This window comes from Psychrobacter cibarius (assembly GCA_030686115.1).
Taxonomy (GTDB): Bacteria; Pseudomonadota; Gammaproteobacteria; order Pseudomonadales; family Moraxellaceae; genus Psychrobacter; species Psychrobacter cibarius_C.
The window spans coordinates 273,713-289,923 of the sequence record CP131612.1 but is presented as its reverse complement, the minus strand read 5'-3'; the positions used below and the strand labels follow the sequence as shown (position 1 = coordinate 289,923).

The following is a 16,211-nucleotide window of genomic DNA, read 5'->3' as shown; positions in this document are numbered from 1 at the left end:
TTGTTGATATCAATATCGTCTGCGTAAAAAAGCCATGCTAGTTTTCATAACATGACTTTTTTGAACGCTAATCGTCTATTTACTGAACGTGCTTTTAATCGATAATTTAGCCTACTCTCCTCGCGCAGCTTTGACTACCTCAACCAGCTGATTAATCACCGAGCTATCCGCAAGAGTAGACAAATCACCCAAACCAACATATTGACCTGCTGCAAGGTTACGTAAAATACGGCGCATGATTTTGCCCGAGCGGGTTTTGGGTAGTGCCTCAACGATATGAATAGCATCCAAATTGGCAATCGGACCAATCTCAGCGCGAACATGTCGATTCAGCTCAGCCTTTAGCGCCTCTGTCTCTTTTTCACCCGATTTTAGAATAATAAAGGCACAAACGCCCATACCGCGAATCTCGTGCGGCATCCCGACAATGGCGGCCTCCGCTGTCGCAGGATGCGCGACCACGGCGCTCTCAATTTCTGCTGTTCCCAGACGATGCCCTGCGACGTTAAGCACATCATCGACGCGACCCGTGATCCAGTAATGTCCATCTTCGTCACGCTGCGCCCCATCACCAGTGAAATAATAACCGGGATACTCACTAAAGTACGTCTGTAAAAAACGCTCATGGTCATTATAAATGGTACGCATTTGCCCCGGCCAACTGCTGTTAATTGCTAGGTTTCCTTCAGCAGAGCCTTCTAGCATAGTACCGTCACTATCAACAATCTCTGGCTTGATACCATACAAAGGATTCATCGCTGCACCCGGCTTGAGGGCGACTGTGCCTGGTATCGGTGCCATGAGAATGCCGCCTGTCTCAGTTTGCCACCAAGTATCTACAATCGGACACTTGCCGCCACCGACGACATGATAATACCAGTCCCATGCTTCTGGATTGATCGGCTCGCCGACTGTTCCGAGTAGTCGCAAACTTGAACGATCAGACTCCCGCACAAAGACATCGCCCTCCTTCATCATCGCTCGAATCGCCGTCGGTGCAGTGTACAGAATGGTCACATCGTGCTTATCGATAATATGACCGATGCGTGCCCATGTGGGATATTCTGGTACACCCTCAAACATCACCGTCGTCGTGCCATTGGCAAGCGGTGCGTAGGTTGCATAAGTATGACCTGTGATCCAGCCTACGTCCGCAGTACACCAGTAGACGTCATCGTCTTTAATATCGAACACATCTCGAAAAGTAGAGAGAGCATAGGTGATATAGCCGCCCGTGGTATGCAGCACACCTTTAGGTTTGCCAGTAGAGCCAGAGGTATACAATAAAAATAGCGGGTCTTCGGCATTCATAACTTCTGGCTCGCAATGTTCTGACTCGCCATCGACCAAGTTATGATACCAAACATCACGGCGACCACTCATCGGTACAGAATTACCCGTACGATGAACGACTATGACGTTGGTCACGCTGTCAGTACCATCCATATCTAGTGCCCGATCGACATTGGCTTTGAGCGGCGTATGCTTATTACCACGTAAGCCTTCATCAGCCGTAATGATGATTTTTGAGCGACTGTCTCTCAGGCGATTGCCCAAGCTCTCAGCAGAAAAGCCACCAAAGACCACAGAATGTACAGCGCCAATACGTGTACATGCCAGCATCGCTATCATTGCTTCAGGTATCATCGGCATATATAAGGTCACGCGATCGCCTTTTTTGACCCCAAGCTTACGCATGGAATTACCCAAGCGACAGACCGCTTGATGTAGCTCTTTAAAGGAGATGATTTTGTGCAGTGAAGGGTGATCACCCTCCCAAATAATGGCAGGCTTGTAAGGATTTTTTTTGACATGTCGGTCGAGACAGTTGACAGAGATATTCAACTCGCCGTCCTCAAACCATTTTATGCGAAAATCATCCAAATCATAGTTAACGTCGCTGATTTTGGTCGGTTTTTTTATCCAATCGATCAGCTCGGCACGCTTCGCCCAAAAAGCATCATTAGCCTGAGGTGATTCGATAGATTTTTCATAGTCTTCGCGGTATTGTTCAGCGGTAGTATTGGCAGCAGCGATAAATTCGGCCGCAATGGGGAATGATTTTTGAGTCATCGTATTTGTCCTTTTTAATTATTATGACCTGCACGCATAACGGTCGAAAACGACTGCCTGTACAGGTGATAAGGGTCATCTTCCATAATGTGTGACACTCACGGTTAGTTTGACAAATAAGCAGAACGGTTGCAAGGTATCAACAGCCATTCATAACAATATGCCTATATAGCGGTATACTTGATCACCCATGATAAAATTTATTGACGAGGTGTGGTTTTGCATCTACTCGCTTTTAATCTTGCTATTGACTAATTTAAAACATGTTTTGATTTTGGCACAAATTTTGATTTTGGTATAAACAAAGGCATCACTGTCCAGATATCAGATAATGATATGACATTTAATCCTTGTAACCTTGTATGAAATATGGACAATAGCTACACGCTAGATACGACGCCAAAATACACCCTTCACCAAACCCTCTTATTGATCTGCTGCTATAAAGATAAGCAATCGACTCTGTTGTTGATTCGATGACGAATTTGGTGGCTGGTTTTTAAACCTATTATTTTATGAGACTACCATGAGCAATCACCGCAATGCATCACAATACACCCACTATGATGTCATCATCATCGGCGCTGGCGCGTCAGGGCTATACTGTGCGCTGACAGCGGGTCGCCGTGGTCGCCGCGTACTGGTATTAGACCATGCCAATAAAGCGGGCAAAAAAATCCTAATGTCAGGTGGCGGACGCTGCAACTTTACCAATTACTATGTCGAGCCTGAGCACTTTATCGGTGCCAATCAACATTTCTGTAAATCAGCGCTCAGTCGTTATCCCAGCTGGGAATTTATCAGTATGGTGGCAGCACATAACATCCCTTACCATGAGCGCGAACACGGTCAGCTATTTTGTGATGATTCAGCGCAAGATATTTTGACCATGCTCCTCGCGGAATGTACGGCAGCTGGCGTACAAGTAAAGCTGAATGCGCAGATTGACAGTGTACAGGCTGTCGAAAGTGACAAAAACGCCAAATTTGAATTACTGTCCAGCAAGCAGCTTAGCAAAAAAGAAAAGCAAGAGAGAAAAGAATCTGCCAATCAAACAAAACTGCCGCAAACAGGTTACCGCTGCGAGTCACTCGTGGTCGCCACGGGCGGACTGTCTATTCCAACGATGGGAGCCAGTGGTTTAGGATATGAATTGGCGCAGCAATTTGGGCACACGCTGATCACAACCGATGCCAGCTTAGTGCCTTTTACCTTTACGGATAAAACGGGTGAGCTTATCCGATCTTTGGCTGGTATTAGTTTGCCAGTCATCGCTAGCAATGAGCGCATCTCTTTTAAATTGCCCATGTTGTTTACCCATCGCGGGCTGTCAGGCCCTGCTATGCTACAACTATCAAACTATTGGCACACTGGCGAGACCATTAGTATCAACCTGCTGCCAAATATCGACATGACAGCGCTGCTCCTTGCGCACAAAAAATCGCACCCAAAGCAACTGATTCGAACGGTCGTCGCGGATTATACCGATAGTGGCGATGACAGTAATAAGCTACCAAAAAAACTGCTTGCCGCGCTACAAATGCACCTTTGGGACGATATCAAAGACACCGAACTTGCCAATATTAAAGATGAGCGGCTGACGGAGCTTGGCGCGACTTTGAATGGCTGGCAGCTCAAACCCTCTGGTACAGAAGGCTATCGTACCGCTGAGGTGACCCGCGGCGGCGTAAAAACTGATGAAGTCTCCTCAAAGACCATGCAAAGCAACATGCAGGAGGGCTTATACTTTATCGGTGAAGTGCTGGACGTTACTGGTTGGCTTGGCGGTTATAACTTCCAATGGGCATGGGCCAGTGGCTTTGTCTGCGGTGAAGTGGTTTAACCTCATTTAATCATAACGATGTAGCATTGTTTAATCATAAACAGTACTTATCGGCAGTGCTTGCAGATAGCGCTTATAAACAGCACTTATAAACAGCGCCATGGCTAAATGCCCACCACCCCCTAATGAGATATCACTATTTTTATTCTACTTAAGTTGCCTTTTATCGACATTAGCCCTTGATAAATTATTAAAATAAACACAATATAGGTAGCTATAAATGTAGCGTAACTTAACAGAACTTTTTTATTAAAAAACATGTTTCGTCTGACGAGGTAATAAATGCGTCCTATTAAAAATATTCATGGTGATAAAGCGCCGCACTGGGTAGGTGACGGTTTCTATGTAAAGACCTTAATCAACCATCTTGACGATAATCCTCATTTTAATTATAGCCATACCGACCCGTTTTTGTTATTCGATTATGGCAAACCAACGACCTTTGATCCGAACCCCAATTATAAAACACAGCCGCATGGGGTCGGACAGCATCCACACAAAGGCTTTGAAACCGTCACTATCGCCTACGAAGGTGAAATCAGTCATGCCGATTCAGTAGGCGGGCAAGGGATTATTCAAAAAGGCGATGTGCAATGGATGACCGCAGGTCGTGGCATCATGCACGAAGAGTTTCATTCCGAAGCTTTCGGTCAACGCGGTGGCGTCTTTAGTATGGTGCAACTGTGGGTTAACTTGCCAAGTGCGCACAAACTAACCGACCCAAACTATCAAAGCATCAAACGGGCAGATCTGCCTATCGTTGAGTTAATCGACAGCAGCAACCCTGACCACCAAATGACGATTGGTAAGGCGGCTATCATTGCTGGTGCGTGGCAAGAAATCACAGGCGCGGCAAATACTTTTACTCCGATTAACTTATGGGATATTGAACTGCATACTGCGGGCGCGACGACGCTAAAAGTGCCCAACACCCACAATACGCTACTGCTGGTACAAGAAGGTGAGCTACTGGTCAATGGTACGTCAGTCAGTGCTGGCAATTTGATTCAATTTGATGCGCCAACTCAGCACCGCACTGATGGGCAAGCTGAGCAAAGACTGACTACTGATGCCATTGAGCTGCATTATCCTGCTACCGAAAATGGCGAGCAAGCACCAGTCAAGCTTTTACTATTGAGCGGCGAACCTATCGGCGAACCAGTCGCAGGTTATGGACCCTTTGTAATGAACACCCAAGAAGAGCTCCGCCAAACGTTTCGGGATTACCAAACGGGCAACTTTGTTAAATAGTTAAAATACAGGCATCAAAAAGCCACCTGACGCAGACCGTCAGGTGGCTTTTTATTATGTACTTATGTATCGGCTAACGGTGAGGGTATTTTTAACACACCTTAAGGTTAGCTAATCATAAGGGCAGCTGATCATCCATTATGCTTGATTCAGGAACGGATAATCGGTATAGCCTTCATTGCCACCACCATAAAAACTCTCTGGATGCTGCTCATTGAGCGCCGCCCCTTCTCGGATACGCTCAACCAAATCAGGATTGGCGATATAATCACGGCCAAAAGCAACCGCATCGATATAGCCATCTTTGATGTTTTTCTCCGCTTTTTCAGCAGTATAGCCACCAGCAGCAATAATCATATTATCAAAAGCATCACGGACACGCTGACGGAATGCATCACTATAAGGCGTACCACCTGCCCAATCAGGCTCAGAGAGATGCAAATACATCAGACCACGCTTGTTGATCTGTTCAACTAGCCAGATGTTTTCGTCTTCGTTGTAGCCTGCTTCTACATTGTTAAACGTGCCAAGTGGCGAGATACGAATACCCACATGATCAGCATCCCACGCATCAACACAAGCATCGATGACATCAAGAGTCAGACGCGCACGATTCTCACGGCTACCGCCATACTCATCATCACGCTGATTGGTTTGCTCAACCCAAAACTGATGCAATAGATAACCGTGTGCACCATGAATCTCTACCCCATCAAAGCCTGCTTCTTTAGCATTTTTGGTCGCTTGGGCAAAATCAGCGATGACTTGCTTAATCTCATCAAGTGTCGCTGGACGTGGCGTGGTCGCTTCAACGCGAATGGCGTGGTTATTGCTATCACGCAATGACGTACGCACACCGACATGCACATCAGACGCTGAGATCGGCGCTTTGCCATCAGGCTGCACGCTTTCATGCGCGACCAATCCTGTGTGCCATAGCTGTACGACAATTTTGCCACCTTTGGCATGGACATTATCAACGATGGTTTTCCACGCAGTGATTTGATCTTGGGTATGGATACCCGGCGCGCCAGCATAGCCCTTTGCCTGAAAAGATACCTGCGTCGCTTCAGTAATAACAAGCCCAGCACTCGCACGCTGTGAATAATACTCTCCAGCAAGTGCCGTCGGTACATCACCAGGTTCGATCGAACGCAGACGTGTCAACGGTGCCATGATGATGCGGTTTTTTAGGGTTTGCGTACCCATTTCTACGGGTTCAAATAAATTATCGTGTGCCATAAAAAGCCTTATTTGTTGTTATAAAACCATAATGATTGGTTTGTTATTAATGAATAAATAGCGCGCTCGTTTTTTAATACGCTATTTATAAGCCGTAGTCTTTATAGGGGGCAAACATGATAATTCCAAGGAAAAATGACCAACAAAAATATCAATATGGCATGATATCGGTATTGATAATACTCATTATTCAACGCCTCTTATCAGCCTATTAAGCGAATGGCTTTAATCATTTAAAAACATAAATAGCAAAATAATATTATTTATCAATAACCTGTACTCATAACCTCTCAGTCAAAAGTCTACTTAGGGCGTGTTGAACGATGACCCAATCGAGATTTTTACAATTTGAGCATCTTTTTAATGGACAACTCTAAAGACAAGTAAGTGCCAAACAATATCACCATCGAGCCGATGATCGCAGGTGTGTCCAATGCTTCATCAAGCAATAAGTAACCCAATATAATCGCAAAAATCGGAATCACTAAGGTAATACTGGTTGCGCGCATAGGACCAATACTTTTTATCAATTGATTCATAAAAATCAAGGCAATGGCGGTTGAAAACACGCCAATACAAATGACAGAAACCCAAGCAGTAAGGCTAATGCTTTTACCATATGGGAATTCGTAGACTGCTATCGGCAACATGATCACACTGGCAATGATGAGCGAGCCTGCGGTAATAGCGACTGGTGAGACATTGTATAAGTAGTTTCTGGTGATATTGGCACCGACGGCATAGCCAACACAAGCCAATAGTGCGTAGCCCATCGGCAGTAACCCTGAACCTGACTCAGCGCCCTGCCCGCTACCACTAAATAAGTTTTCACTCATCAAAATAATCACACCGATAACACCGATAACTAAACCGAGAATTTGTGTTTTTGACAGTCTGTCTTTAAAAAAGGTACTGGCGATGAAACCGCTCATCATAGGCACAGACGCATTAAGCACCGCCAACACCCCTGCGTTTACCGAGCGCGCTGAAAAGGCAAACAGGATAAAGGGAATAGCCGCAGAAAATAATCCAACCAGCGTCAACACTTTCCAATTATCCCGTATGCCCTCTCTATTTTTTGGGCTGATCAAAACAAAAACCAGCATGGTCAGCCCAGCCAAGACCACACGAAGGCTCGCAAAAGCTAACGAGCCAAATTCAGGCACGCCGATACGATAAAAAATAAAAGACAGCGACCACATAAAGGATAAGGTGATAAAAATAATGAGGTCGCGGTTAGACATGTGGTGATCCTATCAAGCGTTAGACGATTGCTCCTTACTTATAAAATGGCTATTTATGAACTTCTCGTTATGAAATGATTGTTATCAACAAATTCATCATAAAAGCGCAGTTATAAAAGGCTTAGTCGTAAAAAGTATCGTGTGATAAAAAAACCTCGATGATAACTTTTTAATTGCTCGATTGATGTTGTATTTTCTGTATTTATCACTGATTTCTTCTACAAATTTACTTTATCCAAAATAAAGTCAATATCCTTATCGCCGCGACCTGACAAATTAACCAAAATCGTCTCATCCGCTGACATATTTTTGGCAACCCTCATCGCATAAGCGATGGCATGTGCCGACTCTAAGGCAGGAATAATACCTTCAAGGCGCGACAATGCCATAAACGCTTCTAGACATTCAGCATCAGTCGCCGACTCATAAGTAGCCAGTTTTAAATCTCGCAGATGCGAATGCTGTGGTCCAACCCCTGGATAATCTAGACCAGAAGCAATCGAATGTACGGGAGCTGGCTCGCCTTTTTCATCGAGCAGCACATAGCATTTAAAACCATGAATCTCGCCTTTGACGCCGAGCGACATCGTCGCCGCATGATTAGGAGTATCCAGACCTTCGCCTGCGGGTTCCACGCCTATTTTTTCTACATCTTTATCATCAAAAAAGCCGCTAAACATACCGATAGCATTCGAGCCGCCGCCAACACAAGCGACCACTTTATTAGGCAGCTTACCCGTCGTCGCTAAGAACTGCGCCCGTGCTTCATGACCAACCACCGATTGAAAATAGCTGACCATTTCAGGATAAGGCGCCGGTCCTAATGCCGAGCCAATGGCAAACATGCTAGTATCAAGCTCACTCAAATAAGTCTCAAAGGCGCTATCGACCGCTTCTTTTAGCGTACCAGCACCACGCGAGACAGGAACGATATTGGCACCCAAAATCTTCATACGACTGACGTTTGGATGCTCCTTTTTAATATCGACCACACCCATGTGAATCTCACACTTCAAGCCCATCAATGCCGCAGCCGTTGCCAACGCTACGCCATGTTGCCCCGCACCCGTTTCGGCAATTACTTTGGTTTTGCCTAATTTCTTGGCTAATAACACTTCACCCAAACAGTGATTAATCTTATGCGCGCCCGTATGATTTAAATCTTCACGTTTAAAATAAATCTGCGCGCCGCCGCAATGCTCCGTCAAACGCTGCGCATGATAAATAGGACTTGGACGACCAACATAGGTCTCACGCAAGCGCTTCATCTCAGCGATAAAGTCATCGTCTTTAATGATTTCACGGAAGCCTACTTCGATTTCTGCCATGGCTTTGGCAAGCTCAGGATGACCGATTTTGCCACCGAACTCTCCGTATAAACCATCGTCATTGGGCAAAATTGATTGATGTAAACCGTAGCCAGCTGCTGTATTTTGCGTTGTCATAGTTAAGCCTTGTTATTTTAAATGGAGTATTAGTATTGGCATTTTTGCCGAATTATTTAGCTTTTTAAAGATAAGAATAATTGAATGTATTTGTGTTCTAGTACATTGAAACAAGATGATAAGCGAAATTCTCTATTCGGTCAAGTTTACACGTCACTCTAAAAATAATTGTCTAACTAACTGGCTGAGTTAGTGACTAAAAGCTGACAAGAATAATCGTTGAATGAAAGCCCGATTTGCCTATAAGTATTACAGCAATCGTGTGACTGAAATAATAACGCAACCTATGTTTGCTAATATGATGCTCGCTTGGCTTAGCGCACCTTTGCAGTCTAAAGCTAATATTATTTCATACGGGCTTTTTAGCTTAAATATCAAATTAGGATACACCATGCAACGACGCCAACTGATTAAAGCCATGGGTTTAAGCTTAGGCGCTATCAGCACCTCCGCTGCGGTGAGCGGCTGTCAAACGCTTGCCAAGCAGCCAAAGCTACCAAGCAAAATTACTCAAGCCGGTCACTTCCCTAACATCATCGTTGGTAGTGGCTATGGTGGTGCGGTATCGGCGCTGCGATTGAGCGAAAAAGGTCACAAGGTTTTAATCCTTGAGATGGGGATGCGCTGGGATAGAAGCCCCAAGCATGATACCTTTTGCAAAATGATTAACGCTGATAAACGCTCAAGCTGGTTTAGCAATATGCCAAACGCTCCTATTCCGATACCCATTCCTATCAGAAAATATCCTGGCGTTTTGGATTTAATCGAATATGATAATATGAAAGTATTCGCAGGGCGTGCTTATGGAGGCGGCTCTATCGTCAATGGCGCGATTGCTATTCAACCGAGACGCGCGCATTTTGAAGAAACGTTTCCTTGGATTGATGCTGATGAGATGTACGAAACCTACTTCCCTCGCGCCATGAAGGCGCTTAAAGTCAGTCAAATCCCTGAGTCATTTTTCAATGAGTCCGAGCATTACGAATTTACTCGTTCAGCTGAACGCCAAGCCGAAAAAGCGGGAATGAAAACAGAGTTTTTCGGTAATAGCTACGATTTTGACTATATGCAAAAAGAAGCCCGCGGCGAAGTGTATAAATCCGCGCTCGGCGGTGAAGTCATCTATGGCAACAATGCGGGCAAATTTTCACTGGATTTAACCTACCTAAAAAACGCTGAAGCCACAGGCAATGTCACGGTCAAAACCTTGCGCAAAGTCAATAGCATTCAAGCGCTCGATAACGATCAACTCAGATTAGAAGTTCATGTTATCAATATGACGGGCGGCATCGATAAAATTGAGCATTATACTTGCGATAAGTTGTTTCTGAATGCTGGCAGTACGGGAACCTCAGAGTTACTGCTAAAAAGCCAAGCCGAAGGGAGGCTAAACAACCTAAACGAACACATCGGCAAACATTGGGGACCCAACGGTAACATCATGACGGGACGCAATTTCGTCCACGCTGCTGGTACGACTCAGTCCACTATCCCTGTCAAAGGCATCAACATGTGGGACGGCGATAGAGGCGGCTCAAAGTATAAAATCTTTGCCGAACTCGCGCCATTACCGTTAGGACTTGAGACTTGGACGACGCTCTATCTCGCCATCACTGACAATCCAGAACGCGGCAATTATTACTATGATAAAGCCAGCAAAACCGTCAAGCTCAACTGGAAACGCGAGCAAAACGAGTACTCGGTGAACGCTGCTAAAGAGCTGATTGAGAAGCTTGCTAAAGTAAACGGTGGCTCTACATCAAGCTTACTGTTTACCAAAGGCTTTGGCGATAACTTCTGCTATCACCCACTTGGTGGCTGCGTCTTGGGCAAAGCGACTGATGAATTTGGGCGCGTCAAAGGGCACGAGAATATCTACGTGCAAGACGGCGCGTTAATCCCCGGTAGCGCTGGGGTCAATCCGTATGTCTTTATCACCGGACTTGCTGAGCGGAATATGGCGACTATTCTGAAGGAAGATTTTGGGTAGGGTTTAGTAGGATTAAAACGCTTTTTAGGAGCGTTTTTTGGGTTTGATGAATTTGACCTTGCTACCCACTTCTATCTGCTCATGTGAGAGATTGTTTATTGAAGTAAATGATCGATATTATATGATGCTTTATGCTATAAGCAAATTATCCAACACACTTTTATTAATGACCAGTTTACGTATACCATCAAAAGCAAGCACGTTACCTTCTAGCATCGTCCTGTATTTTTTGTTTGTTATAGTACTTTATCTTCTACTAGGATGAATACGTTCTTTTAGAATCTTAGCTAAATCTTCAACAGATAATGGACCAAAATTCATAGTTTCTTGTATTTCTTTAAACATATTAAGCATTCTTTCATGACCATCTAAAGAAGGAAAATGTGAGTTGAAGTTTCGACCTTTAAACTCTTCAAATCGATCCAATTCATTTACAATGAATGATGCTATCCCCATATAAGATGATTCATTATTACCATCGAAGCCAGGGAACTTAGGATTCTCACCAAATGGCTTAGCAACAGTTTCCTGTAAGTATTCTTTTTCTTTTTCTGAAAGTTGTTCATAGCTATATTCTATAGAGCTCCACATACCTAAAATATCAAGAACTTCTTTAACAATCTCTGGATCGTCTTGATCTTCAAAAGGTATTCCAGAATACTTCCAAGGTATCGCCCAGATATTGTTACTAAAGATTGCAGAGCGAATAAATTCTGACTCAATTTCTCCATTAATTTCTAATCGATCATATAGCTCACTAAGCATTAAAAGTATAAGCTTTTCACCATCTGAAATTTTCATGATATTTACCAAATTTATTTAGCTGAAACAGGATACTCTCGCTGCTCATCAGCGAGATCTTTAACAAAAGGCATAAAGCTATTTATCTTATAATATATGCGCTTTCCTACATTTTTTATGACTTCAGGACTGGATGCTTCTGATAGATCCTCAATATCTTTTTTCAACTCATCGCATAGTAAACTAGCCTTGTTCACGAAATCATTAGAAAAGTTTGAGCTTTGCTCATTAATAAACCTTGCATACTCTTCAACATCCTTTGCAATACTATGAAAATCGATACCTTTAAGATTTTTCGTATTGCATGAAGGTCCTATTCTTGAAACGACAGATAGTATTCTATCTGTTTGTGCATGAACCTTTGACACTTCACCTAATCGTCTTCGATCAATCATTTCGTTTCTAGATTCCTCTGCTTTAGAGGCTGATGCAGCGGCTTTCTTCGCTTCCAAGAATGCCCATACAGCAGCTCCTATAGATGCAACCGAACCAAATATCGATAATAAGCTTTCCATCTATACCTCGAATTTCCTTTACACTTCACTAACGCAATATCTAACAGAATAATACTAGCGAGAATATATGGTTTTTTATGTTGCAAGAGATCGTTATTAACTTTTCCACTCACTCATTCTTTGTCGAGATATTTCTACTGCACTCTCAGAGAATAGTTCAGGATAGCGAAGTATTACTGCTTCGAAAGCATAGGCTTCCAAGCCCATCTCTAATAATGCGGTATAACCTTTTGTCTCAGATTTACGATCAACAGCGCGCTCGACAGCATTAATTATTCCGTATTTTTGAATCATTGGCCAAGTTCTAGATGCGCGTGTTTTCTTACCATTTTTGGCACTTAGCACCTCTTCATAAGCATAGACTGCTTTTATAGCTTCTTTCTCTGCCGACGTTTCAGCACCATAATTTTCAGCTTTTAAGTGAATAGCTCGTTCTTTTGCTTGTTTTACCAAATCTTCTCTGCCTGCATTCAAAGCATTTTTAGCAAAAATCTCACATTTCTTAGGAGTGTCTAAGTTTTTTATCCTTTCATTCATAACCAAACCTCTTCTTATGCATCAGTTAGCTGGTTTGAACCAATGCTATTTGTTACTTAATATCAGTCATAATCATAACAGAAAGACTAAAAATAAGTTAACTTCTTAAAACCTCAGACTTAAACCGCTCCCATACCACACACCCATTGAAATCCAATCTCGCATCGGCAACAATGACAGTACTTATTTATAAAAGCCAAACTAAAAATCTCTGCCCAAAAGGACAAGTAATGAAACTGCGCATCTTAAAATCTGCCGTTACCAACCCTTGGTTTAACCTCGCGACCGAAGATTGGATATTTAATACGCTCAATCCCGACTCGCACACGCTATTCTTATGGCGCAATAGCGAGACCGTGGTCATCGGGCGCTCGCAAAACCCATGGGTGGAATGCAAAATCGATAAGATGGAAGCCGATGATGTGTTTTTGGCGCGGCGGCAGAGTGGCGGCGGCGCGGTATTTCATGATTTGGGCAATACCAACTTTACCTTTTTATCGCCCAAAGCCGACTACGACCAAGAAGCGAACTTTACCATCATTATTAATGCGTTAAAGAAACTGGGCATAGACGCGGATTTATCTGGGCGTAATGACATGCAAGTTGGTGACAAGAAAATATCAGGCAGCGCGTTTAAACATGCAGCGGATCGCAGCTTTCATCATGGCACATTATTGGTCAATGCCAATATGCAAAAGCTGGGCGATTATCTCAATCCGCATCCGCTTAAGCTCAAAGCCAAAGGCATAAAATCTGTCCGTGCGCGTGTCGCCAACTTGGTTGAGTTTAATGAAGACATCAATCACGAGACTTTATCCGAGGCGATTATCGAGGCGTTTTGTGAGTATTACGGTGACACTGATTATGGCGACACCGCGCCCATAGAAGAGCTCGATGAAGCCAGTCTTGCCAAGCAGCCGACACTCAATAAATATTATCAGCAAATGGCAGATTGGGATTGGCGCTTTGGCAAGACTCCTGAATTCAGCCATCATATTGAGACACGGTTTGATTGGGGCATTATCGACTTGCATCTTGATGTGAAGCAGGCGGTGATACGCGATGTGGTTATCTTCTCTGATGCGCTAAACGTTGAATTGATTGAGCTATTAAAGGACACACTGACGGACATTAAATACGATAAGCATGAGCTTAAAACCAAGCTTGATGAATTTGGTAAGGAGCATCCTGAACTGGCAGCGCAGATTGATGACGTGTCTGTGTGGTTGCTTGGGGAGATGGAAGGTTAGATTTTTGCTTGTTATTGATAATTAGTAAAGAGACTCAAGTTCCTCTTGTAGCCGATTGCTCAAATGCTTTTATGCTTTACGCTGATTGACCTTGCCGTATAAACCATGCCTTTAGATAAACTTAAGTTTGATATTTTGCGCTTTTGCCATCTATAATGTGATGCAAATAATAGAATCGCTATAAAAGTCCAAACTTTAAACGTTTAAGTAAGGTAGCACTATGGCAGCCTATATCACCGTCGGCGCAAAGACCTCTCACGGTGGGACGGTCATCTCCGGCTCACCGCACACCACTCATAACGGTATCCCTATCGCGCGTAAAGGCGATAAAGTCATCTGTAAAAAATGCAAAAAGGTCACCACTATTGTTAGTGGTGATGCCTCCTTTATCGTTGATGGTGCGCCTATTGCACGTGGCGGTGATGTCACCAGCTGCGGTGCTAAGCTGATTGCTAGTCAGCAGTCTTTTGCGGAGTCAGGTTTTGATGTAGGTAGTATTGAGCAGGCAGCGCCTTTGCAGTTTGCGAAGTCGGAGCCTGATGCTTTATTTGGGAATAGCTTTGTAGAGGATGATGAGGAGCCTATTGAAGATGACTATGTCATTACTAATTTAGGTGATGACGTTGATAAAATTGCAGCTGACTCACCTACTTTGCAGGAAAATATCAAAGATTTGCAAGAAGCAGATTGGAACATAATGTATGGTCCTGATTCTGGAGGAACATATACTAATTATGAAGATAGAGAAATAGTAGTTTCTGAATATTATAGAGATAAGCCAGCTATGGCTATGCATGCGCTCACTCATGAGGTAGGTCATGCTACCTATCAAGGAGAGATCGACATATCAAGTAGAGATGCTTATATTGATAGTAAGCTAAAAGGAGAAGGAGGCGCTGCGATTTACAGTGTCATGATCAGAGAAGAGTTACTAGATAATGGTGCCATAGATATTATGAAACCGCATAGTGATCCAAATGAGCTTAAAACTCTTGTATCAGCATATGAGAAATATGGTGATGATCATAGCGCTTGGAGTGAAGCGGGAAAAGTATATGGAAATCGTAAGACATCTACTACAGGTGAAAAATATAACGACTTTTACGGTAACCGTTATGATGAATATGAGAACGAAGGCAATTTAAATGAGCTGCTATTGAATTTTTAAAAATAGTATTTACTACAGTAAAATAAATTTTTACTAATAATAGTAGTTTATTAAAAAAATATAGGTTGATACTTGTGAATAACGATAAAACAAAAAAAATCATTAGAAATATTTTACTATTAAGTACAATAATGTTTTATTGCACAACTGCCCACTCATCTATTACTATGAACAATGCATCCCATATAGATATTGATAGCTTAAATGAAGAAAAACGAATGCTTTTTAACACAATTGACTATTTTTCAAATAACTACCCCTATTCAATTCATCAAGTTGAAAATTTCTATAACCATCAGTTTCAATTAATTGAAGTAGCGCATGGTCTTAATAATTTTTTTGAAATTTCTCAGGACACAAACGAGCATCCTTTTATTCAGGACATAGACTTAAGGGTAAGTGATATAAATAGCAAGTTGCTTATTATTTATTTAAAAAACCCTATCTGCTTCAATAGTTCTGAATATAATAAATTAATATCTGATTACAAAAAATCTTATAACAGTCACTTTCAATCATACTACCGCGTTTTAGATAAAAAGAACGATATAGGAAAAGTTGTTCTGACCAATAGGTTAGTTATTGTTGGCATAAAAGATCACATAAGAGGCTACAGCTCCTCCTCAAATCAAAGCAACAACTCAAAACCTTTAAAAATAATCAGTGATTTAGAGAAAGAAAATAATAGTCGATGTATTACTAACTTAACATTTAATACATTTGATTCGATAAAACCAAAACGTTATGGTCGCTACATTAGAAAATAAACGATAGATGGTTCTGTAGTTTTATACTCAATGATACATAGCGCCCAGAATAGCTTAAATATCAGGGACACATCTACCCAAATCT

The 16,211-nt window shown here is 42.8% G+C and carries 13 protein-coding genes; 6 read left to right on the top strand and 7 right to left on the bottom strand.

What is annotated here, in order from left to right:
* Window positions 1–111: 111 nt before the first annotated feature.
* Entirely contained in the window at window positions 112–2,073 is a 1,962-nt protein-coding gene (acs, locus tag Q6344_01240; protein ID WLG14010.1) for an acetate--CoA ligase, read from the bottom strand.
* Window positions 2,074–2,599: 526 nt separating this feature from the next.
* Between acs and Q6344_01235 the strand changes: the two genes are divergently transcribed.
* Both Q6344_01235 and Q6344_01230 read left to right on the top strand, forming a co-directional pair.
* The gene (locus tag Q6344_01235) at window positions 2,600–3,916 is read left to right on the top strand and encodes an NAD(P)/FAD-dependent oxidoreductase (GenBank protein ID WLG14009.1); all 1,317 of its coding nucleotides are present in this window, start codon (window positions 2,600–2,602) and stop codon (window positions 3,914–3,916) included.
* A 282-nt stretch (window positions 3,917–4,198) separates the two neighbouring features.
* Window positions 4,199–5,167, top strand: coding sequence for a pirin family protein (locus tag Q6344_01230; GenBank protein WLG14008.1), 969 nt, complete (start codon window positions 4,199–4,201; stop codon window positions 5,165–5,167).
* Window positions 5,168–5,305: 138 nt separating this feature from the next.
* Here Q6344_01230 and Q6344_01225 read toward each other — a convergent pair whose 3' ends face one another.
* From Q6344_01225 to trpB, 3 genes are all read right to left on the bottom strand, one after another.
* Window positions 5,306–6,409: an alkene reductase gene (locus Q6344_01225; GenBank protein ID WLG14007.1), complete on the bottom strand. Its 1,104-nt coding sequence runs from the start codon at window positions 6,407–6,409 to the stop codon at window positions 5,306–5,308.
* Window positions 6,410–6,750: 341 nt separating this feature from the next.
* On the bottom strand, window positions 6,751–7,653 hold the full coding sequence (locus Q6344_01220) for a DMT family transporter (protein ID WLG14006.1): 903 nt from the start codon (window positions 7,651–7,653) through the stop codon (window positions 6,751–6,753).
* A gap of 218 nt (window positions 7,654–7,871) precedes the next feature.
* Window positions 7,872–9,098, bottom strand: a complete 1,227-nt coding sequence (gene trpB / locus Q6344_01215; GenBank protein WLG14005.1) for a tryptophan synthase subunit beta — start codon at window positions 9,096–9,098, stop codon at window positions 7,872–7,874.
* A 391-nt stretch (window positions 9,099–9,489) separates the two neighbouring features.
* Here trpB and Q6344_01210 point away from each other — a divergent pair, with 391 nt between their 5' ends.
* Window positions 9,490–11,088 carry a GMC oxidoreductase gene (locus tag Q6344_01210; GenBank protein WLG14004.1) on the top strand — a complete coding sequence of 533 codons (1,599 nt, stop codon included), beginning with the start codon at window positions 9,490–9,492 and terminating at the stop codon, window positions 11,086–11,088.
* Between the two features lie 246 nt (window positions 11,089–11,334).
* On the opposite strand, the gene Q6344_01205 is transcribed toward Q6344_01210, so the two are convergent.
* The 3 genes from Q6344_01205 to Q6344_01195 form a co-directional block, all read right to left on the bottom strand.
* Window positions 11,335–11,889 carry a YfbU family protein gene (locus Q6344_01205; protein ID WLG14003.1) on the bottom strand — a complete coding sequence of 185 codons (555 nt, stop codon included), beginning with the start codon at window positions 11,887–11,889 and terminating at the stop codon, window positions 11,335–11,337.
* Between the two features lie 14 nt (window positions 11,890–11,903).
* Window positions 11,904–12,404 (bottom strand): hypothetical protein, encoded by a 501-nt coding sequence (locus tag Q6344_01200; GenBank protein WLG14002.1) that lies wholly within the window; start codon window positions 12,402–12,404, stop codon window positions 11,904–11,906.
* A 96-nt stretch (window positions 12,405–12,500) separates the two neighbouring features.
* Window positions 12,501–12,941: a hypothetical protein gene (locus Q6344_01195; GenBank protein WLG14001.1), complete on the bottom strand. Its 441-nt coding sequence runs from the start codon at window positions 12,939–12,941 to the stop codon at window positions 12,501–12,503.
* Between the two features lie 230 nt (window positions 12,942–13,171).
* Between Q6344_01195 and Q6344_01190 the strand changes: the two genes are divergently transcribed.
* From Q6344_01190 to Q6344_01180, 3 genes are all read left to right on the top strand, one after another.
* Complete coding sequence (locus Q6344_01190) at window positions 13,172–14,191, top strand: lipoate--protein ligase (protein WLG14000.1); 1,020 nt, start codon at window positions 13,172–13,174, stop codon at window positions 14,189–14,191.
* A gap of 220 nt (window positions 14,192–14,411) precedes the next feature.
* A complete protein-coding gene (locus Q6344_01185; protein WLG13999.1) occupies window positions 14,412–15,359 on the top strand; it encodes a PAAR domain-containing protein in 948 nt (315 codons plus the stop codon).
* A 74-nt stretch (window positions 15,360–15,433) separates the two neighbouring features.
* The gene (locus Q6344_01180) at window positions 15,434–16,126 is read left to right on the top strand and encodes a hypothetical protein (GenBank protein WLG13998.1); all 693 of its coding nucleotides are present in this window, start codon (window positions 15,434–15,436) and stop codon (window positions 16,124–16,126) included.
* Window positions 16,127–16,211 lie beyond the last annotated feature (85 nt).